This is a genomic window from Marinobacter oulmenensis, assembly GCF_014201735.1.
GTDB lineage: Bacteria > Pseudomonadota > Gammaproteobacteria > Pseudomonadales > Oleiphilaceae > Marinobacter > Marinobacter oulmenensis.
The window spans coordinates 190045-216782 of the sequence record NZ_JACHFE010000003.1 but is presented as its reverse complement, the minus strand read 5'-3'; the positions used below and the strand labels follow the sequence as shown (position 1 = coordinate 216782).

Here is a 26738-nt window from a genome sequence, read left to right as displayed (position 1 = left end):
GATACGCATTATCAATTCCGATTGTAATGCAGGTGTGACCATGAAGCACGTTCCAAGAGTCTGCGTCGGTGCAGGTATGCCACTGGCGACTGTCCTGGCGATTACCCTTTCTCCGTCGCCCGCTCTGGGGCAGGCTGAACAACAGGAGACGAAGGGCGCCCGGGAGCTGGATGCGCTGGTCATACAGGCGAGCAAGAAGGGTGAGCCGGCGGCGACCATGAACAAGGCCGTGGAAGTCGCCGACAATGAAGAGTTGAAGGCTGCGCACATCACTACCGTGCAGGGACTGGAACGGGCGTTCCCATCACTGCACATGTCTTACAGTGGCTCCGCCCTGTTTCCGATCATGACGATGCGTGGGGTGACCTCGGCCCAGGATTTCTACAATCCGGCGCTCACGGTTTATGTGGATGGCGTGCCTCAGTTGCCCGTGGCGTCGTTGCAGGCTCTGGGTGACGTCAGCCAGGTGGAGTTGCTGAAAGGCCCGCAGGGAACACTCTATGGCCGCAGTGCTTCGGGCGGCATCCTCAATATCGTGACCCGGGAGCCGGGTAATGAGCCGTATCTGCACGCCAGGGCCGGTGCCGCCAGTCGGGATGGGTATGAGTTGAAGGCGCAGGCCTCCGGCGCCATCAAACCAGGCCTTCTCTATGGCTCCCTTACCCTCCTGAGCCAGGAGCAAAACGGCGACCTGGACAGTTCACTGGTCAGGGACGATCTTGGTGGCAGCCAGACGGACGCCGGCCGGCTTCGACTCAGGCTGGCTCCGGATGACGCCGATTACGAATGGAATCTGACCGCGGCGAGGGACTGCACCCAGACCACCCAGGATGTCTATACCCTTTACGACGACATTGATGACCGCCAGGCCGCGATTTCACCCGACCTGCCGGAACCATACCGGAATTTTGACCAGGAACGCTGCGGCAATCAGTTTGCGGTTAACGGCCAATATGACCTAGGCGGCTGGCAGGTTTCCGCGATGCTCAGTGATCAGGACCTGGACATCCGCCGACACTGGGCGATCACCAACTATTATTCCTCCCAGCCCGAGCAATGGGACCAGCGTACGGCGGAGCTCAGGATGGTCAGCCTGAATGACGGCAGCCAGCCCTGGGACATGATCATGGGGATCTTCCATCAGGAAACGGACCAGAGCCGGCGCTATCTGTTCGACATGGTGGCACCGGTATATTCCCCCTATATCGACACCCGCTCTGACAATGAACGCCGGTCTCTGGCGGCCTACGCCGACCTGACCTGGTACCTGACGGAGCGTGCGGATATTTCCGTAGGCGGTCGTTTTTCCCGGGATCATGCCGAAACCCGTTTCAATGGCACGGTCGCCGGCAGTGGCTTAAGCGGTGATGAGGAGGTGACAGACAACACCTGGCTCGGGCGGGTTGCTGCGGGGTACTGGCTCAGTGACCGTTGGCGGACCTATGTGAACGTTTCCCAGGGTTACAAACCCGCCGGCTATAACCTGGCGCCATCCAGTGTGGCCGATGCGGAAGGCTTTGATCGTGAAACCTCGATCAACTACGAACTGGGCCTTCGCTACCAATCCCCCCGATTGAGTTTCGCCTCTGCCATTTACCGGATCAACACCCGGGATGTGCAGATGTACGGCGACAGTGACATGGGGACCCAGACGCTCACCAACGTGGGCGATATGCTCGCTACCGGCGTGGAGATGTCTCTGGACTGGCGGGCATTGTCTTACCTGTCCCTGTCTGCCGCCGGTCATTATACCCGGGCGGAGTACGATGATTACGACAGCCCGGCCAGTTGCAGTGACTGCTCCGGAAACAAGGTGCCGCTGGTGCCGGAGTACAAGGGCAGCGTGTCGGTGACTGGCCACTTCCGGCCCTCGGGCCAGCGCCTGGAGCCAAGGGTGACGGTGTCGAGGACCGGCCGGCAGTACTTCGACAGTGCCAATACCCTGGAGCAGCCCGGGTACACCCTGCTGGATGCCAGCGTTGACTGGCAGCCCCTTCCGGACGTCACCCTGTCCATTTACGGCCAGAACCTGACCGATGAAACCTACCGTGGCTACGGCTTTGTGTTCGGTGGCACACGGTATGCGCAGGTTGCAGACGGCAGAACCCTGGGTGCTTCGGTCGACTATGTCTACTGAGCCCGGGTCCATGGCCGGGACGGCGGGGGCGAGATTCCTGCTGGCCTGCGGTGCGGTCTATGTCTCCCAGACGCTGGTCACCACCCTGGCGACCCAGTCCATGCCGGCATTGCTTAGGGACGCCGGGTTATCGCTGCAGATCGTGGGGCTCAGTTACCTGTTCTATCTGCCCTGGGTGCTGAAGTTCCTCTGGTCGCCGGCGGTGGAGCGGGCCCGTCATCCGTTACCGGGTAACGACCGGTCGGTACGGATGATCGTCGGCGGTCAGTGTCTGCTGGCCCTGATTCTTCTGCTCCCTGCCGTACTGTCACTGGCAGGAATCACGCTGCCGCTAGTGATCGGTGTGATGCTGCTGCTGGCGGCGCTGGTATCGGCTTCCGTGGATATCGTCACGGACGGCCTGCTCATCGACACCCTGCGTGGAGAGGCCCGTTTCGACCGGGGCAACCTGATGCAGGTGGGCGGCAGCTATGTTGGTGTTTTGCTGGGGGGCGGGGGATTCCTGCTGGTTGCCGGTGCCACAGGCTGGCCCCGAGCGTTGCTGATTGTCTCCTTGCTGGTGGTTGTGATCAGCCTGCCATTGCTGATCACCCGGCGCCCGACTGTCTGGCTGGCCGGCCACCGCAAGCGGCCATCACTCCTGAAGGCCTTGGCGCGCCGGGAGATCCGCCAGGGCCTGCTTCTGGTGTTATTGCTGGGCGCTGGCGTACGCACGGCCTTCGGCATGTTGGGGCCGATGCTTCTGGATCATGGTGTGGAGTTGTCAGAGCTTGGTTGGCTGTTTGGCGGTTTCAGTGCCCTGGCCGGACTGCTGGGCACCCTGGTCGGCGGCATACTTGCCCGCTTCTTGCCCGGCTGGTGGGCCGTGACCGTGGTGTTGGCGCTGCAGGCTTTGACATTGGGCGGGGTGATTGCCGGGCTGGAATCCGGCGCCACGACCAGCGTGTTGGTTACCCTGGCCGGCGGCCTCTTTTCCAGTATGGCTGCCGGCTTCGTGGTGATCTATTCCGCGCTGATGCAATTGACCAGCCCAAGTCAATCCGGCGTCGACTTCACGCTCTTCCAATGCTCTGACGCCCTGATTGCCATGATTGGCGGGGTCGTGGGCGGTGTTCTGGCGCAGCATTTTGGTTATCCCGTCTGTTTTGGGGTCTCCGCCTCCCTGGCCCTGCTGGCCACCCTGGTGTTGGTTTCGATGAATGTGAGGAACCGGGCGCCGTTGAATCCCCATCAAACTGACCTGGAGCCCGCCTAATGACGCCGGACCCCGTAACACCGTTGAGCCTGACCCGACTACTGGGGCTGGCACCTGGCCCTGTTGCCGTTTCGATTGTCTGTGCCATGTTGGCGGCAGGCCTGAGTATCCTGCCCCTGTGGCTGATCTATCGCATGGTGGTTGAGCTGGAAGGCGTGTCTCCGTCGATGACGTTCATCTGGCAGCAGATAGCGTTGATTGCCCTGGTGTTGATGCTGCGTTGGGCGCTGATGGCCGTCTCCCATGTGCAGGCGCACAAGGGCGCCTTCCGAATCCAGCACCGCCTGAAGCTGGCCATGGTCCGCCGGCTCGGCGAGGTTCCGCTGTCATTCTTCAGCGGTCGGGGCAGCGGCCCCCTCCGGCGTGTGGTTAACGACGATGCCAATAGTATGGAAGGCTTCTTCGCTCACATGTTGCCGGACATTGCCGCCTCGGCCACGGTGCCGGTGCTGGCTGCCGCCCTCCTGATGGCGGTCGACTGGCCATTGGGGCTGGCGGCGGTCGCCCCGTTGCCCCTGGCGCTGCTGGGGCAGTGGTGGTTCATGCGTGGCAGCGGCGAACGCATGCGCCAGTGGAGCGAACTCCAGCAACGCATCGCCGGTCAGGTCAGTGAGTACATTCGGGGCATCCACCTGATCAAGACCTATGGCCTCAGTGCCCGCTCCTTTGGCGAACTGGCCCGGGCGATCCGGGGCGCCGTTGACTGGGTTTCGGGTTTTGCCCGCCAGTCTTCGGGTGCTTGGGTGGTGTTTGTCGCGCTCCTGGGCTCCGGCCTGGTTATTGTTGCGCCTTGGGGCGCCTGGCGCGCACTGAACCAGGATCTGGAACTATCCACACTGGTGCTGTTTCTTCTGGTGGCGCCCACGGTTCTGTCCCCCCTGCTGCGTCTGACCTTCGCTGTCGGTGAACAGGCACAACGCCAGGAGGCTCTGAAGCGAATCGGAGACATCCTCGAGGCTCCTCCTTTGCAGCAGGCCCACGCAGACGGCCTTCCGGCAACGGACCTGGCGATTGAGTTCCGTAATGTCAGCCAGCGCTATCACGACAACTGGGTGCTGGATGGGGTCAGTTTTACCGCGTCAGCCGGGCAACTGACGGCGATTGTTGGAGCCAGTGGCGCTGGCAAAAGTACCCTGTTGAGCGTCGTTGGCCGGCTTTATGAATACCAGCGGGGTGAAATCCTGGTGGGTGGCCGGGAGATCCGGGAGTGGCCCCTGGATGAATTGCTCCAGCGATTCGGTGTGGTGCTGCAGGAGGTCTTCCTGTTTTACGGCAGCGTTCGTGACAACCTGCGGATGGCCCGGCCATCGGCCTCGGATGAAGACATCGAACAGGCGGCCCGGGCCGCCCGTGCCCATGACTTTATTGCCGGGCTCCCCGAGGGCTATGACACCGACATTGGTGAACGGGGTGCCCGCCTGTCGGGCGGCGAGCGCCAGCGGATCTCCATTGCCCGGGCCCTGCTCAAGGATGCGCCGATACTGCTGCTGGATGAAGCGACCGCCAGTATTGACGCGGATAACGAGGTTTATATCCAGCAGGCCCTTAACCGCCTGTGCCGGAATCGCACCGTGCTGATGATCGCGCACCGGCTGGCCACCATCAGGCACGCCGACCGGATTGTGGTGATGGACGAAGGGCGGGTTGTCGGTTGTGGCCGGCATGAGCAATTGCTGGCGACCTGCGAGGCCTATCGCCGGTTGTGGGCCGCAGACCAGCAGGCCCGCCAGTGGACTCTGGGATCAACGACAGGAGCAGAGGCATGATCCGGGAACTCATGCAGGCGGGATTCCGGCTTTCCGGACAACGCGATCCAAGGCTGGCCAGGGGGCTTGCCTGGATCATGGTTGAGGCCTTCTTTACGGCTCTGCCTTACGTCTTTGTCTATTATCTCCTGGCCGGCCTTTTTGACGGATCACTCACCGGCGTGGAGGTGCTGTCCTTTGCTGCCCTGATGGTGCTGTCGGTGGTCTTACGCATACTGGCCGGTGTGCGCGGCATGCCACTGGTGTTCAGTGGCGCCTATGCCATGATGGCCGAAGCCCGGTTGCGGGTGGCGGACCACCTGGGGCGGGTTCCGCTGGGTTGGTTTGGCCAGCAGCGGGGCGGTGACCTGGGGGCCCGGCTGACCTCTGACCTGGAACTGGTGGAACACATCTGGTCGCATTTTCTGGGGGTGTTTGTATCCGGCTTGCTGGTGCCGGTTTTTCTATTGCTCTTTCTGTTTACCCTTGATGTCCAACTGGCGCTGGTCACCCTCATTACCATCCCCTTCGCGTTAATGACGCTGTACCTGACCCAGAAGGTGCTGAGCCGGACTGGACCGCGCCTGATGGCGGCGGGATCCCACGCCCAGGCTGCGGTTCAGGAGTATATTCAGGGCATTGCCGCTATTCGCGGGTTTGGTCGGTTTGGCTGGGCATGGAACCGGCTTGAGTCGATCCTGAACGAGCATCATCTTGCGCAACTGGAGGCGGAATCCCGGCCTGCGCCCTGGCTGGTGGCTTTCGGTTTTGTGTTGGAGTTGGGCTACCTCCTGATACTGGTGGCGGGAGCCGGCTGGCTGGGCAACGATGCCATCGGAACTGCCGACCTGGTGACGTTCCTGGTGCTGGCCCTGCCCGTTTACCGGCAACTCTTCGAGGTTGGGCTATCCACGCTGCTGTTGCGGTTTGCCAGCCGGGCCATGGCGCGCATTGAGGAACTGCTGGAACAGCCGGTTATGCCGGAGCCATCGTCACCTGCCGTGCCGGTTGACCAGAGCATCGAGTTTGAGCAGGTCAGCTTTGGTTACGACGACCAGCCTGTGTTGAAACACCTGAGTTGCGAGATTCCCGCCAACGCTCTGACGGCGGTGGTCGGGCCGAGCGGCGCCGGGAAGACCACCCTGGTTCACCTGATTGCCCGCCTGTGGGACGTTGACACCGGCCGTGTTCGCATTGGCGGAGTGGATGTGCGTGATATGAGCCGGGATACGCTCTATCAGCAAGTGGCCATGGTGTTCCAGGATGTTGTCCTGTTTTCCGGTACGGTCATGGACAATCTGCGCCTGGGCAGGCCGGACGCCTCCTTTGACGAAGTCGTTGCGGCAGCGAGACAGGCCTACGCCGACGACTTTATCCGGGCTTTGCCCAATGGCTATGACACCGTGCTGGATGAAAATGGCGGGTCGCTCTCCGGAGGTGAGCGCCAGCGCCTGTCCATTGCCCGCGCCTTGCTGAGAAATGCCCCCATCCTGCTGCTGGATGAGGCGACTGCCAGTGTCGATCCTTCCGCTGAACGCGAGATCCAGCGGGCCATCAGTAACCTGGCCCGGGGCCGCACCGTCGTCATTATTGCCCATCGACTGAAGACGATCCGGGACGCGGACAGAATCCTGGTTCTTGATCACGGAAGCCTGGTGGAGGCTGGCTGCCATGACACGTTGATGGCACGGAAGGGCCTGTATGCGCATCTTTGGCAGCAACAACAGCGGGCTGAAGACTGGCAGATTGGTTTCGACGGGGTCTCTGAGCCTGTCCCCCAGCCCCTGTGATCCCGGGGCGGAAATTGACAGCGCGGGTGGCTGAACATATATTGATAATCATTCTCATTTTAGAGGTGTGAAAACGTGGGTGTCTGGTCCCGGCAATTTGCAACCGATTTGACGATGTCGGCGAGTACCTTTACTCCCGATCACGCAGTGATCGAACAGGGCCCGGTATTTGAGGGATTGCAGGTCATTGTCTCGCTGGATGGCTGTCGACAGGCCCGGGTTAATGGCAGCAGGCCTTTTGATATCGATAATTCGTCTGTCTATCTGGTGATCTCTGAAGGCGGGCAGGATGGCAGCGATTATCTCGTTGCCCATCGGCTGCAGCGAAGCCTGCGGGTCGGCCTGGACTGGGTGAGTGCACGCCGTAACGGTTTCAATCTGGAAATGATGGCTCAATGCCGTCGGGGGCGTCTCCACACCCAGAGGGGCATTCAGGTTCTGAAACAACCCATGACTCCCGCCATCAAGGCGATTGCGGCCCAGGCCATGGCGTGTCCGTTCCAGGGGGGCGTGCGTGACGTCTATCTTGCCGGCAAGGGACTGGAACTGGCCGCGACGGCGGTCAATAACCTGCTGGGTGAGGGCGTTGAACCGGGGCGTCGTCTCAACCGGATGGATATCGAACGTGTGCATCATGTTCGGGAGCTTGCCATTGAGCATTACCAGAACCCGCTATCGCTGGCGGAACTGGCCCGACGGGCCGGTACCAATACCAAGAAGCTGTCCGTGGATTTTCGCCAGGTATTCGGGATGAGTGTGTTTGCATTCATCCAGCGATACCGCCTGCAGGAAGCCTACAGCATGCTGGCCACAGGGGAGTACTCGGTGTCCGAGGTGGCCTCCTTTGTTGGCTACGCCATTCCCCATTTCTCCACCCTCTTTCGCAAGGTTTACGGTTTTCCCCCAAGCCGCCTTGCAGGTTGACCGAAAAACGAAAGAAATAGCGCATCAATCTGAAGCGGTCGTTGTCCCTACTGGATATCGTTAATAATTATTCTCATTAACATTCTGGGGTAGGCAATGATATCCGTTTTTTCTGTTCGCTCTTCCTTTTTGGGGCATTCACCAGGCTTTCGGCCGGTCAGTGTGTCTGCTTTGGTGTTGTCCTGCGCCACCGCCGCGTTGCCGGTCTCTGCACAATCGAGCGACGAGGCCGGGCAATCCGGCTCTTCCTATGAACTGCCCGCCATCGAGGTGAAGGGCAGTGCCATGCCGAGTTTCCAGACCGAAGGCACGGGACAGTATTCCACGCCTTCGGCGTCCGTCGGGTCAAAGGGCGCAGCGTCGCGTAAAGAGACCCCGCAATCCATCACCGTCATCACCCGACAGCAGATTGAGGACCAGAACCTGACCAGTCTTGATGAGGTGATGGCCAAGACCCCGGGTATAACGGTCGATCAGTCAGGGACCGCGATCATTCCCGCCTTCTATTCCCGGGGGTATCCGGTGCAGTATTTTCAGTATGACGGTGTTCCCATCCAGACTGGCGGAGCCTCCTGGTCCCAGCCCGACATGCTGATGTTCGACCATGTTGAAGTGCTGCGGGGGGCGGCCGGGCTGTTTAACGGCGCCGGCCAGCCGGGCGGTGTGATCAATCTGGTGCGCAAGCGGCCGGGTGCGGAGCCGGCTTTCCGTGCGTCTGCGGGCCTTGGTTCCTGGAATAATCAACGCATCGAGCTTGATTACAGTTCGCCGCTGAACCAGAGCGGCAGTGTGCGTGGGCGCATTGCCGGCGCCTGGGACGACCGTGAGTCCCACATCGATTATGTGGAGGGCGAGCGGCACGCCCTTTACGGCATTGTCGAGAGTGACCTGGGTGAGCGCACGCTGTTCACCCTGGGGGCCGGGTACCAGAAACGGGACTGGACACCGCCTTTTGGCGGCCTGCCCAGATACAGCGACGGTGGCGACCTGGATCTGTCACGGGATACGTTTTTGTCCACTCCGTGGACCTACTGGGATTTCGAGACGACCCAGGTCTTCGCGGAGCTGGAACATGCCCTGAGCCGGAACTGGCGGCTGAAGCTCAGCGCTGTCTACGACGACGAAACCAGTGAACTGAAATACGCCTATACCCGCGGCGCGGTGGACAGGGGCTCCCTGACCGGGCCGATGATGATGGGCGGTGCCAATGCCTATGACAATGAGCAGTTGGCCCTGGATGCCTATCTGGATGGTCGCTTTGACGCTTTCGGGCAGACCCACGAGGCGGTTCTGGGGGCCAACTGGTATGACCGTGATGCCCGTTCAAACCGCGGCCAGTTGCCCGGGTTTGGCGGCACGCCCGTTGATGTGTTTAATTTCCACCCGTCCTCCATCGCCGATCCCGGGGCGCCTGTCTGGGGGGACGAATCCAGTACCGAGACCCGACAGAAAGGCATCTACGGAACCCTGCGCCTGTCGCTGACGGATCCTCTGACCGTGATTGCCGGAGGGCGTGTCAGTTGGTGGGACACCCGCTCGAAGAATCTCGCCACTGGCGAGGTCAGCTCCGATTATGATCAGGACCACGAATTTACCCCCTATCTTGGCCTGGTCTATGAGCTCACGGAGGACTGGGCCGCCTATGCCAGCTATGCCGATATCTTCGAGGTTCAGAGCAATCGAAAGGACGTTAACGGCAATTCCCTGCCACCGGTGGTCGGTGCCAACTATGAGGTGGGCATCAAGGGTGAACTCATGGACGGCCGTCTCAACACCTCTCTGGCGTTGTTCCGTATCGAGGAAACCGATCGAGCCATTGCGGTCACTGATCCCATCGTGGACAACTGCTGCTATGCCAGTGATGGCGAGGTCCGAAGTGAAGGGGTTGAGGTTCAGGTGTATGGACAACTGCAACCGGACTGGCAGGTTGGTGCCGGCTATACCTACAACACCTCGGAATACCTGGATGATCCCGAGAACGAGGGGCAGCCATACCGGACCTTTACGCCCCGCCACCTGCTGAAACTCTGGACCAACTATCGGCTTCCCGGTGCCTGGGATGCCTGGAGCGTGGGGGCCGGTCTGAATGCCCAGTCCGACATCTATTCCGAGGGCGGACGCCCCCCGGTTCGGGTGGAGCAGGGCGGTTTTGCGATTGCCGACATGAGGGTCGGATACAGGATCAACCAACACTGGTCGGCGGGCCTGAATATCAACAACCTGTTTGACCGGAAATACTACAACCGGTTGGGCAGTGCCAACTTTGGTCCGGCCACCATGGGCAATGTCTACGGACAGCCGAGAAACCTGATGCTGACCGTCAGAGCCAAGTACTAAGGCGTCAGCTATGGGCTCTGTAAAACGAAAGCGGTCGGCCAGGCGCCAGGTGTGGCTGCGCGTCCACCGTTGGCTGGCCCTGGGGTTGGGGCTGTTCCTGGCACTTGAGGGGGTGACGGGTGCGGCCCTGGTGTTCAAGGAGTCCTGGTTGGGCGCCGAGGTTGGGGACTCGATGCTGACCCTCATGGAGTCCCCCGGGGCCACCACGACACCGGCGTCCCCGGATCGGTTAAAGGCCGCCGCCCTGGGTGCTTTCCCGGAACTTGAGCGCGCCCTGGGAACGGCGCCGCCAGGGCGCGGCTTTCTGCCCTCGGAAAACGTGATTGTGTTTGGCCCCCTGCGAGATCGCCCGGGAATGGGGGTGGCCATGCTGGATCCATACAGCGCGCAGCCCCGGGGGTTTTTCGTTTACGACGACCTGTGGTTGTCAAAGGTGGTGTCCCTGCATACCGCCATGATGCTGCCGCCGCCCGCGGGCCGGCTGCTTGCCGCCTCTTTGGGCGTGGTCATGATGCTGTCACTGGTATCGGGCGTCTGGTTGTGGTGGCCAAGGGGCAAACGGCCGGACCGCTGGCGGCGGGCGCTGCTGCCGGGATGGCAGTGTCTTGGCCTCAAACCCTATGCGCGTCGCTGGCGGGATATCCATAACCTGAGTGCCGTTGCCCTGTGGTTGCCCATGACCCTGCTGGCCGTGACCGGGGTATGGCTATGCGTACCCATGATGTTCGCGGGTGAGGAAGCCATGCGATCACTCAAACCCGTGTTTTCCGAAATCCACGCGTCACTGATGCTGGGCGCGGTTGGTCAAACGCTTGTTGTGCTTGCCGGCGTTTTTCTGGTCGTTCTCTATGCCACGGGCCTGGCTGTCTGGTGGCAGAAGAAGACACGTAACCGTTCATCCAATTCCTGACGAGGTTATCTGAATATGTGGCGTCCGAATGCTTCTGCCAGCCGGATTCTTGTGTTGTTGATGGTGCTGTTTTCCATGTCGGCCGGAGCCCGGGAGGTGGTTGATGTTACCGGCCGAACGGTCGTGGTTCCTGATCACGTGGAACGGGTATTACTCGGCGAGGGGCGGCTTATCTACAGCCTGGCTTTGCTGGAACGCAGCGATCTTACCGAGCGTGTTGTCGGCTGGCAGGGGGATTTCCGGATGCTGGATGTACAGGGCTATCAGGCCTTCCAGCGCAGCTTCCCGGACATGGCCGAGATTCCCCTGGTGGGTGGCAGTTCCGCCCAGACCTTCAGCGTGGAGAAGGCGCTCGCCCTGGCGCCGGATGTGGTGTTTCTGACCGTGACCGGAGGGCACGGCCCCGGCTCCGGGAGTGCCGCGGTCAGACAACTGGAAAAAGCCAGTGTGCCGGTTGTCTATGTGGATTTCAGCGCACACCCACTGACAAACACCTTACCGAGTATCCGGGCAATGGGACAGGTACTCGAGCGGGATAAAGAAGCAGAAGCCTTCATCAGGTTTTACCGGCAGCAACTGAAACGGGTGGCCTCCGTGCTCGACAGTGCGCGGGAAGCCCCGGAGTTCCATCGGCCAACGGTCTTCCTCGATATGCTGGCCGGCCTCAGGGACTGTTGTGGCTCGCCCGGTGAGGGCAACCTTGGCGAGCTGATCGCACTGGCTGGCGGAGAGAACATCGGGGCCAAACTGATCCCGGGGCCATTTGGCACGCTGAACCCGGAGTACATTCTTACCCGCGACCCGGAGGTTTATATCGCCACCGGCGTGTTCGCCGGCGATCAGGGGGGCGTCACGCTCGGATACCAGGCAACCCGGGCCGCCGCCCGCAGGAGTCTCGAAGCCGTCGCCCACCGGGACGCCACGTCGGCGCTGACGTCTGTCCGGGAAGGCCGGGTCTACGGGCTCTGGCACATCTTCTACGATTCCCCGGAACATTTCCTGGCGGTCCAGGCGCTCGCCCGGTGGCTGCATCCGGAGCTTTTCCCTAATCTGGACCCGTACGCCACCCGGGCGGAATTCTACCGCCGCTTCATGCCGATTCCGGAGACCGGGGTACTGTTCACGGAGCTATCCCGTTGAGCCCATACAGAACCGGCTATCAGGCGAGGTTCCGGCGGGGAGTGCTGATTGTTGGCGCCCTGATGCTTGGCGTCCTTGTGGCGGTTTCTGTTGATGTGACCACGGGGCCGTCGGGCATGAGTGTCGCCCGGCTCTGGCATATTCTGCTGCACCCGGAGACCGTATCGCCGGCGGAGGCGGTGATCGTCTGGAACGTTCGCCTGCCCTACGCCTTGATGGCGATACTGGTTGGCGCGGCTCTGGCTCTGTCCGGCTGTGAAATGCAGACCACACTGATGAACCCGCTTGCCAGTCCTTTTACCCTCGGGGTTTCTGCGGCGGCCTCCTTCGGCGCTGCCCTGGCGATTGTGTTGGGACTGGGCCTGCCCGGTCTGGCCCAGGAGTACATGGTCGCGACCAATGCCTTCGTGTTTGCCCTGGCTTCGTCGTGTCTGCTGTGGCTACTGGCGAGCTGGCGGGGCCTGGGCGTGGAGAGTCTGGTGCTTTTCGGGATCGCCCTGGTCTTCGCGTTCAACGCGTTGGTGGCGTTGCTGCAGTTTGTTGCCAGTCAGGATACCCTGCAGCAACTGGTGTTCTGGACCCTCGGGAGTCTGGGGCGGGCGTCATGGAGCAAGCTGGCGGTGCTGGCGACCCTGCTGCTGGCCTCTTTGCCTTTTGCTATGCGAAGGTCCTGGTCGCTCACCGCTCTGACGCTTGGCGAGGACCGGGCGCGCAGTTTCGGTATTGATGTCGGACACCTGCGGTTGTCCTCGCTGGTAAGGGTGAGCCTTCTGGCGGGCGTCTCGGTCTCGTTTGTCGGTGTCATCGGGTTTGTCGGTCTGGTTGCCCCCCATATCGCGCGTCTGATGATTGGCGAGGATCACCGCTTCCTGCTCCCGGTATCGGCGTTGACCGGGGCCTTTATCCTGTCTCTGGCATCCATTGCGAGCAAGGTGCTGATCAGTGGCGTGCTGATCCCGGTCGGGATCGTCACCGCGCTGGTGGGCATTCCCTTCTTCGTCGCCATTGTCTTTCGGGTCAGGGAGGGCGCGGCATGAGTGCTCATTCACCGGAACGCCGCGGGTCGCGCCTGGATGTCAGCAAACTCAGTCTGCGTTACGGGATGGTACAGGTCCTGCACCAGGTCTCCTTGCCGTCCATACTGCCCGGAACGGTTGTCGCGCTGCTGGGCCCCAATGCCGCCGGCAAGAGCTCATTGCTCCGGGGCATTGCCGGGCTTAGCAGCACGACCGGCGAGGTCTGCCTGGATGGCGTTCCGGTCGGTCAGGCCGGCTTTGCTGAGCGTGCCCGGAAAATCGCCTATGTCCCCCAGACGCTCCCCGCCGCATCCCGCCTGTGTGTCTTCGAATCGGTGCTCAGCGCAGCCATGGCCGGGGCTGGGCCTGATGGGCGTGAACTTCGGGTTGCCCGCGCAGCAGAGCAGGTGGAGGCGACGCTTCACCAACTGGAACTCATGCCGTTGGCTGACCGCATGCTGGCGCAACTGTCCGGTGGTCAGCGCCAACGGGTGGGGCTGGCCCAGGCTCTGGTCCGGAAGCCCAGGGTCATGCTCCTGGATGAGCCCACCAGTGCACTGGATCTGTATTACCAGCTCAGATCCCTGGAGCAGGTTGTGGCCGAAACCAAGCGTTCGGGGCTCATATCCATGATTGCCCTGCATGATATAAACCTGGCGTTGCGATACGCCGACACGGTCGTCGTGTTAAGCAACGGGTGTGTCAGGGGTGTGGGTTGCCCACGGCAGGTACTGTCTCCGGCACTGTTTGCTGAGGTTTATGGTGTTTCCGGCCGGGTTGTGGAGTTCGATGGCGTCCCCCAGGCGGTCATCACTGGCGTCAGGGCGATCAGGGACTAGCGCATGTTCATCCCACGGGGTCCGGAAAACCGAAAAGCCTTGCCGGGTTCTTTCCCGGCAGGGCCTTATCGTTTTTATCGACTCAGAACCGGCTGGGGTCCAGCCGCCCCTGGTACATTGGCAGCTCCAGCACCGGGTCGTCCGGCCGGGATTGCGCCCAGAGCCGGTTCAGCCCGGCGGTCCCGAACTGGCGCACCCGCGCCACTTCCTCCATATTCAGTACATCGGTCAGAATCCCGGGCGTTGCGCCGGGCATCGCCGTGCGTACAAGGCCTTCCGGGTCGACGATCAGGCTCTGCCCGGTGCCGGCCGGTTCCGCCATGTTGGCGCTGACCACGTAGGTCTGGTTGAAAATGGCATTGGCCCGGACCAGTACCTGCTCCTGTGCCCGGTCGCAGGTGGTGGTGGCCGCCTGATTGATGATCACCTCCGCACCCATCCAGGCCAGTTGCCGGGAAACCTCCGGAAACCAGATGTCGTAGCAGACCGCCAGTCCGACCCGGGCAATGCCCGGCACATCAAAGACCACAAATTCATGGCCCGGGCGGTAAGGCTCAAAGGGCCGCCAGGGGAAGCACTTGCGGTAGGAGGCCACCAGCTCACCTTCCGGTGAGAAAACCGGAGCGGTGTTGTACAGGTGGCCGTCTTCTCCGCGTTCACAGACGGTGCCTGGTAGCAGCCAGATGCCCAATCGGCGGGCAATCTCGCCCAGTCGCCGGATGCGTGGCCCGGACAGCGGTTCGGCCAGGGCCTCAAGCTGTGTAGTTCGCTCCTCAGGCGTGCCTTCGGCGCTGCACAGGTGCAACTCCGGATACACCACCATGCGGGCTTCGGTGAATGCCGGGCCGAAATCGCTCAGATAGGTGGCCATTTCGTGCTCGAAGCCATCCAGGTTCGGGTCCCGCCCCGGCGCGCGGGCCGGGGCCTGAACGAGTAGCAGGGGAAGAAATCTCGACATGCTGTTCCTCGTCACCTGTCAGACCGGGTCTGCGGCACGCGGGGTGGTGTCAGCGTCATCTTCGCTGAAATCCACTTCCGGCGGCTGCTTGGTGAAGAACCGGGTCAGGTGCATCAGTTGAATGAAGCCAATCGCCAGCCATACCAGGCCCAGGGTCACGGCGTTGATGTCCAGCTTGCTCATCAGCCACAGGTTGACCATGGCACCCAGTGCTGGGACCACGACCGCCTTGAGGACGTTGTATTCGTTGCGCATGCCCCGATCACGGAAATACATGACGATGACCGAGACATTCACCATGGTAAAGGCGATGAACGCGCCGAAGTTGATGAAGGAGGCGGCGGACAGCACGTCCATGAACAGTGCGACAACGCCGATCAGTCCGGTCAGCGCAATGCTGTATACCGGTGTGTGAAAACGCTTGTGAAGCGTGCCGAAAAACCGGCGCGGCAATACGGAATCACGGCCCATCGCAAAGAGCAGGCGGGACGCGCTGGCCTGGGCGGCAATGCCGGAGGTGAACTGGGCCAGGACCATGCCCGCCAGGAACACCGCACCGAACAGGTCGGCACCAATGGCGGTGGCGATCTCGAAGGCGGCCGAGTCGGCGTCGTTGAACTGGGCGCCCGGATGCACCAACTGGGTGGTGTAGCCGACCAGCACGTAGATACCGCCACCGATCAGGGCTGTCAGGAGGATTGCCCGGGGGATGTTGCGTCGGGGATTGACCGTTTCCTCAGTCAGCGTGGTCACCGCGTCAAAGCCGAGGAAGGAATAGGCGGCCACAGCAGCACCGGCCGCGATGGTTGAAAAGCTGGACTCCGAATTGAAAAACGGTGCCAGGCTGAACAGGGCATCAGCACCACCGTCGGCGAACACGTGCCGGAGTGACAGCAGCACGAAGAACACGATAACCAGTACCTGGAAGGCCATCAGCAGGGAATTGACCTTCGCGGCCAGTTTGATGCCATAGACGTTCAGGATCGTGGTAATGCCGATAAAGCCAATCAGGAACAGCCAGTTGGGTACCTCGGGGAAGCGGGCGTGCAGGTAAGCGGCGCCGATCAGCCAGATCACCATCGGCAGGAAGAAGTAGTCCAGGAGGACGCCCCAGCCGACCATGAAGCCGACACGGGAATCGATGGTCCGGCGCACGTAGGTGTAGGCGGAACCGGACACCGGGAAGGCCCGGGACATGACGCCATAGCTGTAGGCGGTAAACAGCATGGCAATGGTGGTGATGATGTAGGCCGTTGGCACCGAGCCGTTGGTGGTGCTGGCCACCACCCCGAAGGTTCCCAGAACAATCAGGGGGGTCATATAGGCGAGGCCGAACAGTACCACGGCCCGCAGCGATAGGGTTCTCTCCAGTGTAATTCTGTCTTGCGACATAAGCCCGTCTCCAGAACAGTCAGGGCGCACCCGGTGCGCCTTATTTTCGTTGTTTACCTCTGCCTGCGTCTTTGTTGCGGCCATTACAGCAACGCCGTTAGACTGCAATACGTAGTAATCGCAGGGCGTGTAAACGTTAGCGAGACGACGCCGGGGCGACTATAACCCCACTGTGGTATGTTTTGGCGAGTAGCCCTCCGTGAAATCAACCGATCAAGACAAGGCGCTGGCCCAGGCCATCCGGGCCCTGGGCACCCCGGACTTTGCCCGTGCCTATGCCGCCCTGCTGCGATGCTATTGCCATTTCGACAACCTCATCATCATTGCCTACAGCGGCGAGAATCGCCCGACGGTGCTGTACCGGGAATACACCGATCCCATCGTCTATCAGCCCATGGACAGCCAGTACCTGGACAGCGCCTATCTGCTGGACCCGCTCTATCACCAGCACCGCAAGGGTGAAACCCGGGGCGTTGTCCGGCTGCGGGACATAGCGCCGGATCACTTCCGGCGCACCCAGTACTTCAAGGCCTATTACAAGCAGACCACGCTGCTGGATGAGATGGCGGTTTTCGCAACGATTTCGGAATCGGTGACCATCACCAGTTGCCTGGGCCGTGACCGCTCCAGCGGCACGCCCTTCAGCAAACGGGAAATCCGGACGTTGTACGAAAATGGCCAGTCACTGAGCGCATTGGCCGAACAGAACTGGCAGGGATATCAGCCGGATGGCCAGCGCGCCGCCGAGCCAGCGCCACTGGGAGACCGGCTGAGGGAGGCACTGAAACGTCAGCATGATATCCGGCTCAGCCCGCGGCAGGCAGAAGTGGCCCTGTTTATCCTGCGGGGGCACTCGTCCCTGTCCATTGGCCTGAACCTGGAGGTCAGCCCCCAGACGGTGAAGGTGTTTCGTCGGCAGTTGTACGCCAAGTGCGGGATTTCCTCCCAGGCGGAGCTGTTCGCCCTGCTGATGCCGTTGTTTGCCAAGCTGACGCAGGAAGAGTGAGGCCGTTTCGGACAGGGACTCAGAGCTCCACCACAATGGCCGGGTTGATCGGCTGGTAAAGCACATTGCAGGTGCTGGCATTGATCAGGCGGGTGTTGCCCAGTTGGTACTGACCATAGCCCTCGTGAATGTGGCCGAATACATGGGCTTTCACGTTCAGTTCCCGCAGTCGGTCGGTCAGATCGGCACAGCCGACGGGCTCGTAGCTGAGTCCGGTATCCACCTGATCGCCAAAACCCATGGGTGGGCCATGGGTGATTAGCACATCTGTATCGGCCGGAATCTGCTGCCATTTTTCCGCAAGTGGCTGGCCACGTTTGAGCATGAAGGCCCAGTCCATGAAGTTCGGTGTCCAGGGTGAACCCCAGAATGTCACGCCATCAATCTTGACCGCCTCGTCTTCCAGGTAGATGGCATTGGTGAGTGCTGCCCTGGCCGCCTGCGGTGCCTCCTGAAAGGCCCAGTCGTGGTTGCCGGCAATCACAACCCGGTGGCGGTAGGGTAGAGAACTCAGCCAGTCATTGAACTCTTCCACGTCATCCAGCGTGCCCGCGCCGAGCCCATCGCCGGCATGGATCAATACATCGCCTTCGGGGAGTTCCGGCAGTTTCCGGTGCAGGCTGTGGGTGTCGGAAATGCAAATCAGTTTCATGATTGTCCGCGCTTTTTCAGCTTCATTGTTGGTCGGGTTCTGGCCCGCCTCCTGGTGCTTCAAGGGCCGTTGACCGAGTTCGTGCCAGGTAAGTAGCTGACTTATCGACCTTGCGTGCCCCGTGTCGTACGACTATACAGGCATAGTAAAAGAGTTCTTCGCTCTGGATGGCTGTCATGAGCACCGGTACATGAAAAAGAATCTACCTGTTACGGATATCGAGCATAAGTTTTCGCCCAGTCAGAAACTGATCTCTTCCACTGACCTCAAAGGCCGGATTACCCATTGTAACCGGGCCTTTGAAGAAGTCAGCGGGTTCTCTAAAGAAGAATTGGTTGGGCGTCCTCACAATATCGTCCGGCATCCCGATATGCCACCGGAGGCCTACGAGAACATGTGGTCGCATCTGAAGGCCGGGCATGCCTGGATGGGCCTGGTGAAGAATCGCTGCAAGAACGGCGATTATTACTGGGTGAGCGCCTATGTCACCCCGGTGACTGAGAACGGTGAAATTGTCGGGTATGAATCGGTGCGGTCTTGCCCGACTCGCGGTCAGGTTGAAAGAGCTGCGAAGCTTTATGCCCGGCTCCGGGCCGGGAAATCCACCACAAGACTGATCGACAAGGTGGCCCCAAGCACCCTGTTTCTGGGCGCGGTTTTTGTGGTGGCGGCTCTTCTCGTCGTGATAGGCCAGCAGGCAGTCTCCGAGTCAGTGCTGGCGATTGGCGTCATTGGCTACGCGGCCTGGCAGTTTGTCGAGCGCAAACGCATGATGCGCTCATTCCGTAATCTGCTGGCTCAGAGCTTTACCGATCCTCTGGCGGCGAGGACCTACACCAACGACAGTCTGGAAGTGGGAAAACTGAAAGTGTCGATTTTGGCGCAGACTGCCCACCTGGATGCCGTACTCACCCGCATTGAGGATTCGGCCAACAGCGTTCGTGCCCGCTCCATGGAGAGCCTGGAGCGGATCCATGAAGGCCAGGAAACCTCCCGGGCCCAGCAGGAGGAAACCGAACGGGTGGCGGCGGCAGTTCACGAGATGAGCCAGACCGTCGGCGAGGTTTCCTCCAACGTGTCGATGACGGCGGACAAGGCCAAGCAGGCCAAGGAATCCACCCAGGACAGTACGCGGGTGGTGGAAGAAACCCGTGAAGCCATCGTTCAGCTCAAGGAAACCGTCCATAACGTTAGCCAGGCGGTGGCGGCCGCCTCGGAACAGAGCAGTAACATTGCGTCGGCGGCACAGACCATTGAACAGATTGCGGAACAGACCAACCTGCTGGCCCTCAATGCGGCCATTGAAGCGGCCCGGGCCGGTGAGCATGGCCGTGGCTTTTCGGTAGTGGCCGACGAAGTCCGGGCACTGGCCAAGCGCACCCGGGAATCAACCAATGAAATTCACGGCATCATGTCGGAGCTGCTGGACAAAACCCAGGGCTCGGTCTCCATGGCCGAGCGGGGTGTATCCGCAGCGGACGAAGGGCTGGAGAAAATGATCTCCGCTGAAACCACTCTGGCCAGCATTACTGACGCGGTGGGTGAAATCGCCGAAATGGCCATTCAGATGGCCGCCGCTGTGGAGGAGCAGTCCCAGGTCGCCGAGCAGATCAACTCACAGGTGGACAACATCTCCACGATGGCCAAACAGAATCTGGCCAAGGGAGAAGAATCCACCCAGAGCATACGTGAGCTTGGTAGCATTGCCGAGGGCCTGCACGAGCTGGTGGTCCGCTTCAAGAACTAGTGTTTTCTGTCGGCCAGCAGTGTCAGTAGCAGGGTTATGCCGCCGGAGCCGATCAGGGCACCGGCAAAGGGTGCCAATGTTGGCGCGCCGCCGGGGAAGCTGGCAATGAGCAGGGCTTCACCCATGCTGCCGGTTATTATCCAGTCCGGCAGAATGGCACCGGCCAGACCCGCGAGAACCCCGGCCATGGCGGCGGTTGTGGTAACCCGGGGCCACAGACCCATCAACACTGGCACGATGGCTGTAGCACAGAGCAGGTCCGCGATCAGGAACAGGCGCAGAACGGATGCCCCCTGAAGCGCAATGATCACCACCGGGACCATCAGCGCCACGGTTATCCAGCGGGCCGAGGTCAGTGTCAGCCCTGCTTTCTCCGCGACTGCCAGAGAGGCGATGCCGTTCTGCAGTGTATCCACGGAGGACGCCACCAGCGTGACGGCCAGCACCAGAGCAACCGCTCCCAGCCATTGCGGCGCTTCATTCAGCAGCGCGAAAAACGGAATCGGTGGCTGGCCAAGGTCCAGACCCGCCATGGCGGCGCTCATGCCCAGGCCACCCACCACGGCAACCACCACAATGGTGGAGCCGCCACCGAGGATGGCCCCTTTCCAGAGGGAGGCACTGTCTCGGGCTGCCCAGACCCGTTGCCAGTAGCCCTGATGGAACAGGTTGGCGGCGGTGACCGCCAGTACCAGTGTGAGCGCCACACTAACCGCGCTCCAGAAGGGAATACCGGGCAGGCTGGCGGAACCGGTGCTGGCAGGCAGGTGTTTCCAGTCTACGAACAGAACGGCGGCCAGCAGCGCCATCAGCAGCAGCGCCTGCCAGCGGTCCGTGGCCAGGCTGGCACGCAGGCCTCCCCAGGCGGTGTATACGAGTGTGGTCACCGCCACTGCAATGATCACGATATCCCCGTTCAGATTGGACAGCAGCCCGGTAATCGAGCCGATGGCCGTCAGTTCGGCGGCCAGGAAACAGAGCATGTACAGAACGGAAACCAGGGACACCCAGCGGCGCATCCCTTTGCCGAAGCGCTGTTCGGTGAATTCACTGATACTGCGGCCATGAGGCATCCGCTTGCGGATCACCGGGCCCAGGGTGGCAAAGACAATAAACGGCAGGGCCGCGCCCAGGGCGTAGCCGGCCAGAGCAACCGGCCCGACAAACGCGCCCACTTCCGGCGGCGCGAACAGGATCCAGGCACCCATACCTGAGGCCAGGAACGACAGGCCAATGGTGGTGGCGCCCTGGCTGTTGCGGGCAGTCATGTAGTCGTCGAGCCCTTCGGCGGTTTTCCGGGCCCGCAGTCCGAGCCAGCCAAAAAGGCACAGTGCCGCCACAATGGCGGCCAGGTGGGTCATCATCATGTCGCGCTTCCTCCGCCGGTATCAACCGGATCAGGTTCCAGGGTCTGTCTGTGACACTCTCAGTCCCGGTTGACGGCCGGGACTCCCCTGTCGACTCAAGTAGTGTGACCGCTATGCTAGAGGTTTTGGTGCGACCTTCCAAGTCTGGGCACCATGTCGGTAAATGGTCGTCCATACGGAGAGAGCGTTATACTCGAGCCATGAGCCACGCTGACATTTCGCTCCATCTGAGAAGCTACGGGGATGAGGGCAGGACCCATGCCCACGACCATCACCAGATTGTGTTGCCGCTGGCGGGCACGCTGTGCCTGTCTGTGGATGCCGTTGAGGGGGAGGTTAGCCAGCAACGGGCTGCGATTATTCCGTCGGGCAGCGCCCACGGATACGCTGCGCCCGATGAAAACCGCTTCCTGGTGGCCGATGTGCCGGAAGCGCTGGTGCCGGCGCTGGAGCGCCTGCCTTTTTTCGTGGAGCTGGACGCACCACTGGTTCACTACGTGCAGTTTCTGCACAGCCAACTGACCGGTGGCGGTGGTTCAGCCCATACCCAGCACCAGATGCTGCTCCTGCTGATCCAGTTACTGCAGGAGCGCCACGGCAGTGCTCTGGACCTGGACCGGCGGGTTGCCGCTGCCAAGCAGTTGCTGGATGAACGCTTCCGGGAACCCGTGGCCACCGGCGATCTGGCCGCCGTTGCCCACCTGAGTGCCCGGCAGTTGAACGATCTGTTCCGTCAGCAGGTGGGGATGACACCGCATCAGTACCTGACCGAGCTTCGCATGAAAGAGTCCTGGCGCCTGCTGGAACAGTCGGATCTGAGCATTCAGCGTGTGGCCGACGCGGTGGGTTATTCATCCCTGTCACACTTCAGTGACCGCTTTCGTCGCCACTATGGCCGCTCACCGGGCCACTTCCGCCGAAAACAACCCCCGTCCGGATAAAAACAGCCCGGACCGTATAGGGTTGTCTGCGCCAGCATGTTGCGCGCGCACTGATCAGGTGCGCCCCTTTGCGCTGTTACGGCGTTCCCTGCCCCGGAACCTGCTTGCCGGAACCCGGCCAGTTTTCTGAAATTAAAAGAAATGCGGCGGGAATTGTCGTGCTTGGCATGGTCTCTGCACTTTCGTCTGGTGACGGAATCCGAAGGGTTTCGTCGTGACAAACTGATTCAGACGACGGCGTCTACTGGCATCTGCACCCTGCAGATAGCCGGTGGCGCCGTTTTTTTATGCCTGGTCCACAGGGCGGGGCCATCGAGAAAGGACAGGGGAACAGATTATGTCTTACATCATGCCTTCGGAATTCGTGACCAAAATGGTCGATGCGGGTGAGTCGAAAATATACATGTCGACGCGTGACACGCTGATCCGGGCCTTTATGGCCGGGGCAATCCTGGCATTGGCGGCGGCCTTTGCCATTACCGTCGCCGTGCAAACCGGTGTCTTTCTGATTGGCGCCCTCCTGTTTCCCATCGGATTCTGCATGCTTTATCTGATGGGGTTTGATCTGCTGACGGGGGTTTTCATGCTCACGCCCCTGGCTTTGCTCGATAAACGCCCGGGTGTGACGCCGGCCGCTGTGCTGCGAAACTGGGGCTGGGTGTTTCTGGGGAACCTGGGTGGCGCGCTGACCGTCGCCTTCATGATGGCGTTTATTTTCACTTATGGTTTCAGCACGGATCCGGGAGCGGTGGGCGAAAAAATTGCCGGTGTGGGTGAGGCTCGCACCTTGGGCTACGCGGAGTACGGTGCGGCTGGCTGGGCCACCATATTCATCCGGGGCATGCTGTGTAACTGGATGGTATCCATGGGCGTGGTTGGCGCCATGATCTCCACCAACGTGAGCGGCAAGGTGCTGGCCATGTGGATGCCGATCATGCTCTTCTTCTTCATGGGTTTTGAACACTCCATCGTGAACATGTTCCTGTTCCCATCGGCGCTGATTATGGGCGGTGAATTTTCCATCATGGACTACCTCTGGTGGAATGAAATCCCCACAGTGCTGGGTAATCTGGTGGGGGGCATCGCCTTCACGGGCCTGACGCTTTACACCACCCATGTTCGCACTGCGCCCAAGCGCCCGGCACCGGCTGCGATGCACGACGCAGCCCTGGCACGCTCCAACTAGGCTGAGCCTGCCACCCTGGCCGCCGTACCGGCCGGGGTGGTTTTTCCTGTTGGAGGACCGGTTCAAATGACGACTTCCCTCTCGGTTTCTGCCGGCCAGTTTTCCCAGGCAGGCCAGAAACCGGTGAACCAGGATTTCCACGGCATGCTGGTGCCGGATAACCACCAGTTGCTGACCAAAGGGATTGCCGTGACCATTGCCGATGGCATCAGTTCCAGCGGTGTCAGCCAGGTGGCCAGTGAGTCCGCAGTGGCCGGCTTTCTCAACGACTACTACTCCACGCCAGACAGCTGGTCGGTCAAGCACTCTGTCCAGCGGGTGCTGACTGCACTTAATAGCTGGTTGTACGCCCAGACTTCGCGGAGCCAGTATCGTTTTGACCGGGACCGCGGTTATGTCTGCACCTTTAGCGCGATGGTGATCAAGGCTGCCACCGCCCATCTTTTTCACGTTGGCGATGCCCGGATCTATCGGATCCATGCGGGTAGGCTGGAGCAACTCACCACTGACCACCGGGTCTGGCTTTCCCGGGAAGAGAGCTGTCTGACGCGGGCTTTGGGGATTAGTCATCAACTGGAGGTGGATTACCTCAGCGTGTCGATCCAGCCGGGAGACTGCTTTCTGCTTGCAACCGATGGCGTCCATGAATATATCGACGAGCGTGCGATGTCGGCCATCGTTCTGGGTTTCCCGGATGATCCCGATTTCGCCGCTCGCCGCCTTACCGAGACCGCACTGGGTAACGGCAGCGAAGACAACCTGACGGCCCAGATTATCCGGATTGACTCGGTGCCTGCAGAGCTTGATAGCAGTGAGTTGTTCCGGCAAATGGCAGACCTGCCGTTTGCGCCCGAGTTGCAGGCGGGGCAGCACCTGGATGGATACCGGATTTTGCGAGCCTTGCATGCCAGCAGCCGCAGCCATGTTTACCTGGCGGAGGAAGCGCGTTCCGGCCGTCAGGTGGTATTAAAGATGCCCTCCATGGAGCAGCGAGAGGACCCGGTCTATCTTGAACAGTTTATGACCGAACACTGGATTGCCCGGCGCCTGAATAACCCTCATGTTGTCCGGCCTTTCCAGGCAGACCGTCCGCCGAGGTATCTGTATCTGGCCATGGAGTTTGTTGAGGGCCAGACCCTGAGGCAGTGGATTCTGGACAACCCCCGGCCGGACCTTGAGACCGTTCGTAAACTGGTTGAGCAGATTGTTCGGGCCCTCAGGGCTTTTCACCGACTGGAAATGGTCCACCAGGACCTGAAGCCGGAGAATCTGCTGGTGGACCGGAACGACACGGTCACGCTGATCGACTTCGGGGCCACGTATGTGACCGGCCTTGAGGAATCCGGCCAGCAGCCATCGACCGGAGAACCGCGGGGCGCAGCGCTGTTCAGCGCACCAGAGACCTTTCTGGGAGAGGCGGGAAGCTGGCTGTCGGACCAGTTCTCCCTGGGGGTAATCACCTACCACCTGCTGACGGGCCGGTTACCCTACGGTGCTGAGGTGCCGAAAATCCGCAGCCGGTCGCAGCAGCGGCGGTTGACCTATCAATCGGCCTGTCAGTTCCGTGATGATCTGCCAGCCTGGATGGACGCAGCCATTGAGCGGGCCGTGCATCCCCAGCCCCATCGGCGTTATCCGGCTCTGTCGGAGTACATTAATGACCTGCGCCAGCCCGGGAAAAACACCGATGGGCGGCCTCCGGTGCCCCTGATCGAGCGCTGCCCGGTGGCGTTCTGGCAGGCCGTATCAGGTTTACTGCTGCTGGCCTTACTGGCCAGTCTGGCATTCGGATAGACGGCTGGTTATTTAAGCACGTCTGCCATGGAAAGCAGGGCACGGGCTACGTCCGGCAGTTTCCGACCCTGGTCCATAGCCAGCCGGCGCAGCACCCGGTGGGCTTCATCGTTACTGATCCCCCGGTGCTCCATCAGAAACAGGACAGCCTTTTCCTGGGTTTTCCGGTCTTCCAGTGCTTCCCTGGCACCCTGGAGTTCGTCATTCATATCTTTCAGGCGTTGAGTTTGCTCCTGTACCAGATGAAATATGGATCGACCAAAGTGTTGGCCAACGCCGTCACTGGCCCAGGATTCTCCGGATGGCTGATCCTTGCCGGAGTCGCATAAAACCAGCATGGGTTGAGAGGCCGTTGTCCGGGCATCCAGGGAGGCGATCAGGGTTTCCTGATGCGCCAGGGAATTGCGGGCTTCGGCGAAGCGTTCGGTGCAGCGGGCATGGAAACAGCCCTCGACAGAGTCCTCGACCGTTTTGAGGTCGTCCATGCGTTCGGACATCAAGCGGAACCACTCGTCGGCGAGTGACGGGTCGAGCGGTTTGTAGCGGCCTATCGACACCCCCAGTTGACGGAGTCTGTGAATTTCCTGTTCCCGGGGATTGGCCAGCAACTGATGCCAGAGCCTGATCGAATCTTCATCCGCGAAACTCGTAAACACCTCGAAACAGCGTTCCTGTGACTCAATCAGGTGCACCATGCGTTCAGAGAGTGCAGAGTCAAAGTGACCGCTGGAAAAGCCTGCCGATCCCACCGCACGCTCCTGCCCGCAGAATTCCTTACCGTTCATCAGGTGCACCATGGCCACCAGTGGGCCGGCAATGGTTGGATCAACCGCTACGTCCGCGGCTTCAAACACCACCGAAATCAGGCTCTGAATCAGTTGACAATAGTGCCCGGTGGCGTCAACGGCCGTGATCTCTCGTGCGGAGACTCCCTGGCGCAGTCCGGAAAGCCCGTCCAGTGCATGGAGGGCGGCGGCCATCTGGTTGAGCAGTGTGGGGCTGACCGGATGGCAGGTCAGTTCCTGGTGGATATCGCCGAGGGCCTGGTTGAATTCCTCGTTCAGTCGGTCTGATCGGGACACCATGGTCTGGCGCTCCTCGGAGAATTTCCCTCCGTCGGAACCAAGGAATACATTGGATGCTCCCCGTTCACACTGCAGGGCATGGACCAGATTGCTTATACACTGCACGACCTTCCCCATCTGGAGGAAGTACTGAAGGTTCTTCAGTTCGGAGTCTTTCGATGCGATCAGGAAGTCGCTCGCACTCGGGCCTGTCTCGCAAGAAACCTGTTGGCTGTTCATCACCGTCTCCTCTGATTGGGAACCCTGGTTACTCCGCCCTCATCACCACCAGAATCTCCGCGGGTCTTATTTCTGCACGCAATTACTGCACCATCGCTGATGCACCGATGGTGTGCGGGGTGCCCTGAAGTGGTTCTCCAGTAAGTCGTCGGCAGGCCTCGGGAACGGTTGTCCCGGTTTTAACTTGTTGATTCCGTGAGGTTCTTATGGCTGGCATGCATTTCGCAGGAGGGTAGGAAAGCAGCTCTGCCGCCTATGAGGCCGGGCCGCTTGAAGAACACAGTTATTGGCATTGGAG

Annotated in this window: 20 protein-coding genes and 1 riboswitch; of the genes, 15 read left to right on the top strand and 5 right to left on the bottom strand. The window is 60.9% G+C overall.

The genetic code is table 11. The features are described from left to right. Positions 1-40: 40 nt before the first annotated feature. The 10 genes from HNR38_RS07230 (at position 41) to HNR38_RS07185 (ending at position 14093) form a co-directional block, all read left to right on the top strand. The gene (locus HNR38_RS07230; protein WP_221275719.1) at positions 41-2137 is read left to right on the top strand and encodes a TonB-dependent receptor; all 2097 of its coding nucleotides are present in this window, start codon (positions 41-43) and stop codon (positions 2135-2137) included. Next, positions 2127-3392, top strand: coding sequence for an MFS transporter (locus tag HNR38_RS07225; RefSeq protein WP_183701364.1), 1266 nt, complete (start codon positions 2127-2129; stop codon positions 3390-3392). Before HNR38_RS07230 ends, HNR38_RS07225 begins: the two co-directional genes overlap by 11 nt. Further along, positions 3392-5158, top strand: coding sequence for an ABC transporter ATP-binding protein (locus HNR38_RS07220; protein ID WP_183701361.1), 1767 nt, complete (start codon positions 3392-3394; stop codon positions 5156-5158). Before HNR38_RS07225 ends, HNR38_RS07220 begins: the two co-directional genes overlap by 1 nt. After that, positions 5155-6927 carry an ABC transporter ATP-binding protein gene (locus tag HNR38_RS07215; RefSeq protein ID WP_183701358.1) on the top strand — a complete coding sequence of 591 codons (1773 nt, stop codon included), beginning with the start codon at positions 5155-5157 and terminating at the stop codon, positions 6925-6927. Before HNR38_RS07220 ends, HNR38_RS07215 begins: the two co-directional genes overlap by 4 nt. A gap of 114 nt (positions 6928-7041) precedes the next feature. Beyond that, positions 7042-7851, top strand: coding sequence for a helix-turn-helix domain-containing protein (locus HNR38_RS07210; protein ID WP_183701355.1), 810 nt, complete (start codon positions 7042-7044; stop codon positions 7849-7851). A gap of 162 nt (positions 7852-8013) precedes the next feature. Next, positions 8014-10188, top strand: coding sequence for a TonB-dependent siderophore receptor (locus tag HNR38_RS07205; RefSeq protein ID WP_221275718.1), 2175 nt, complete (start codon positions 8014-8016; stop codon positions 10186-10188). Between the two features lie 10 nt (positions 10189-10198). Beyond that, complete coding sequence (locus HNR38_RS07200; RefSeq protein WP_183701349.1) at positions 10199-11098, top strand: PepSY-associated TM helix domain-containing protein; 900 nt, start codon at positions 10199-10201, stop codon at positions 11096-11098. Between the two features lie 15 nt (positions 11099-11113). Next, positions 11114-12238 carry an ABC transporter substrate-binding protein gene (locus HNR38_RS07195; RefSeq protein ID WP_183701346.1) on the top strand — a complete coding sequence of 375 codons (1125 nt, stop codon included), beginning with the start codon at positions 11114-11116 and terminating at the stop codon, positions 12236-12238. Further along, positions 12235-13275, top strand: a complete 1041-nt coding sequence (locus HNR38_RS07190; protein WP_221275717.1) for a FecCD family ABC transporter permease — start codon at positions 12235-12237, stop codon at positions 13273-13275. Before HNR38_RS07195 ends, HNR38_RS07190 begins: the two co-directional genes overlap by 4 nt. Next, entirely contained in the window at positions 13272-14093 is an 822-nt protein-coding gene (locus HNR38_RS07185; RefSeq protein ID WP_183701343.1) for an ABC transporter ATP-binding protein, read from the top strand. The genes HNR38_RS07190 and HNR38_RS07185 overlap by 4 nt, the downstream gene beginning before the upstream one ends. Positions 14094-14175: 82 nt before the next feature. On the opposite strand, the gene HNR38_RS07180 is transcribed toward HNR38_RS07185, so the two are convergent. Then, entirely contained in the window at positions 14176-15051 is an 876-nt protein-coding gene (locus HNR38_RS07180) for a carbon-nitrogen hydrolase family protein (protein ID WP_183701340.1), read from the bottom strand. Between the two features lie 18 nt (positions 15052-15069). Further along, entirely contained in the window at positions 15070-16443 is a 1374-nt protein-coding gene (locus HNR38_RS07175; RefSeq protein ID WP_183701337.1) for an APC family permease, read from the bottom strand. Positions 16444-16642: 199 nt separating this feature from the next. On the opposite strand from HNR38_RS07175, the gene HNR38_RS07170 reads away from it, so the two are divergent. After that, positions 16643-17449 carry a LuxR C-terminal-related transcriptional regulator gene (locus tag HNR38_RS07170; protein ID WP_183701334.1) on the top strand — a complete coding sequence of 269 codons (807 nt, stop codon included), beginning with the start codon at positions 16643-16645 and terminating at the stop codon, positions 17447-17449. 19 nt (positions 17450-17468) lie between these two features. Here the strand turns inward: HNR38_RS07170 and HNR38_RS07165 are convergent, their stop codons facing one another. Continuing rightward, positions 17469-18101 carry a metallophosphatase domain-containing protein gene (locus HNR38_RS07165; protein ID WP_183701331.1) on the bottom strand — a complete coding sequence of 211 codons (633 nt, stop codon included), beginning with the start codon at positions 18099-18101 and terminating at the stop codon, positions 17469-17471. Positions 18102-18291: 190 nt separating this feature from the next. Between HNR38_RS07165 and HNR38_RS07160 the strand changes: the two genes are divergently transcribed. Then, complete coding sequence (locus HNR38_RS07160) at positions 18292-19848, top strand: methyl-accepting chemotaxis protein (protein ID WP_183701328.1); 1557 nt, start codon at positions 18292-18294, stop codon at positions 19846-19848. Here HNR38_RS07160 and HNR38_RS07155 read toward each other — a convergent pair. Further along, entirely contained in the window at positions 19845-21215 is a 1371-nt protein-coding gene (locus HNR38_RS07155; RefSeq protein ID WP_183701325.1) for a sodium:solute symporter family transporter, read from the bottom strand. The two genes, HNR38_RS07160 and HNR38_RS07155, sit on opposite strands and share 4 nt — an antisense overlap. Further along, positions 21205-21314, bottom strand: a riboswitch (TPP riboswitch). Its footprint overlaps the gene before it by 11 nt. Before the next feature lie 101 nt (positions 21315-21415). Between HNR38_RS07155 and HNR38_RS07150 the strand changes: the two genes are divergently transcribed. The 3 genes from HNR38_RS07150 (at position 21416) to HNR38_RS07140 (ending at position 25136) form a co-directional block, all read left to right on the top strand. Continuing rightward, positions 21416-22156, top strand: a complete 741-nt coding sequence (locus HNR38_RS07150) for an AraC family transcriptional regulator (RefSeq protein WP_183701321.1) — start codon at positions 21416-21418, stop codon at positions 22154-22156. Positions 22157-22493: 337 nt separating this feature from the next. Further along, complete coding sequence (locus HNR38_RS07145) at positions 22494-23342, top strand: formate/nitrite transporter family protein (RefSeq protein WP_183701318.1); 849 nt, start codon at positions 22494-22496, stop codon at positions 23340-23342. A gap of 66 nt (positions 23343-23408) precedes the next feature. Continuing rightward, entirely contained in the window at positions 23409-25136 is a 1728-nt protein-coding gene (locus HNR38_RS07140; protein WP_183701315.1) for a bifunctional protein-serine/threonine kinase/phosphatase, read from the top strand. 8 nt (positions 25137-25144) lie between these two features. On the opposite strand, the gene HNR38_RS07135 is transcribed toward HNR38_RS07140, so the two are convergent. Next, complete coding sequence (locus HNR38_RS07135) at positions 25145-26440, bottom strand: nitrate- and nitrite sensing domain-containing protein (RefSeq protein ID WP_183701312.1); 1296 nt, start codon at positions 26438-26440, stop codon at positions 25145-25147. Positions 26441-26738: the final 298 nt, after the last annotated feature.

Excerpts from the sequence above, each read along its gene's own strand:
- HNR38_RS07230 (WP_221275719.1), top strand. The coding sequence starts at position 41 with ATGAAGCACGTTCCAAGAGTCTGCGTCGGTGCAGGTATGCCACTGGCG.
- HNR38_RS07225 (WP_183701364.1), top strand. The coding sequence starts at position 2,127 with ATGTCTACTGAGCCCGGGTCCATGGCCGGGACGGCGGGGGCGAGATTC.
- HNR38_RS07220 (WP_183701361.1), top strand. The coding sequence starts at position 3,392 with ATGACGCCGGACCCCGTAACACCGTTGAGCCTGACCCGACTACTGGGG.
- HNR38_RS07215 (WP_183701358.1), top strand. The coding sequence starts at position 5,155 with ATGATCCGGGAACTCATGCAGGCGGGATTCCGGCTTTCCGGACAACGC.
- HNR38_RS07210 (WP_183701355.1), top strand. The coding sequence starts at position 7,042 with ATGTCGGCGAGTACCTTTACTCCCGATCACGCAGTGATCGAACAGGGC.
- HNR38_RS07200 (WP_183701349.1), top strand. The coding sequence starts at position 10,199 with ATGGGCTCTGTAAAACGAAAGCGGTCGGCCAGGCGCCAGGTGTGGCTG.
- HNR38_RS07195 (WP_183701346.1), top strand. The coding sequence starts at position 11,114 with ATGTGGCGTCCGAATGCTTCTGCCAGCCGGATTCTTGTGTTGTTGATG.
- HNR38_RS07185 (WP_183701343.1), top strand. The coding sequence starts at position 13,272 with ATGAGTGCTCATTCACCGGAACGCCGCGGGTCGCGCCTGGATGTCAGC.
- HNR38_RS07180 (WP_183701340.1), bottom strand. The coding sequence starts at position 15,051 with ATGTCGAGATTTCTTCCCCTGCTACTCGTTCAGGCCCCGGCCCGCGCG.
- HNR38_RS07175 (WP_183701337.1), bottom strand. The coding sequence starts at position 16,443 with ATGTCGCAAGACAGAATTACACTGGAGAGAACCCTATCGCTGCGGGCC.
- HNR38_RS07165 (WP_183701331.1), bottom strand. The coding sequence starts at position 18,101 with ATGAAACTGATTTGCATTTCCGACACCCACAGCCTGCACCGGAAACTG.
- HNR38_RS07160 (WP_183701328.1), top strand. The coding sequence starts at position 18,292 with ATGAAAAAGAATCTACCTGTTACGGATATCGAGCATAAGTTTTCGCCC.
- HNR38_RS07155 (WP_183701325.1), bottom strand. The coding sequence starts at position 21,215 with ATGATGATGACCCACCTGGCCGCCATTGTGGCGGCACTGTGCCTTTTT.
- HNR38_RS07150 (WP_183701321.1), top strand. The coding sequence starts at position 21,416 with ATGAGCCACGCTGACATTTCGCTCCATCTGAGAAGCTACGGGGATGAG.
- HNR38_RS07145 (WP_183701318.1), top strand. The coding sequence starts at position 22,494 with ATGTCTTACATCATGCCTTCGGAATTCGTGACCAAAATGGTCGATGCG.
- HNR38_RS07140 (WP_183701315.1), top strand. The coding sequence starts at position 23,409 with ATGACGACTTCCCTCTCGGTTTCTGCCGGCCAGTTTTCCCAGGCAGGC.
- HNR38_RS07135 (WP_183701312.1), bottom strand. The coding sequence starts at position 26,440 with ATGAACAGCCAACAGGTTTCTTGCGAGACAGGCCCGAGTGCGAGCGAC.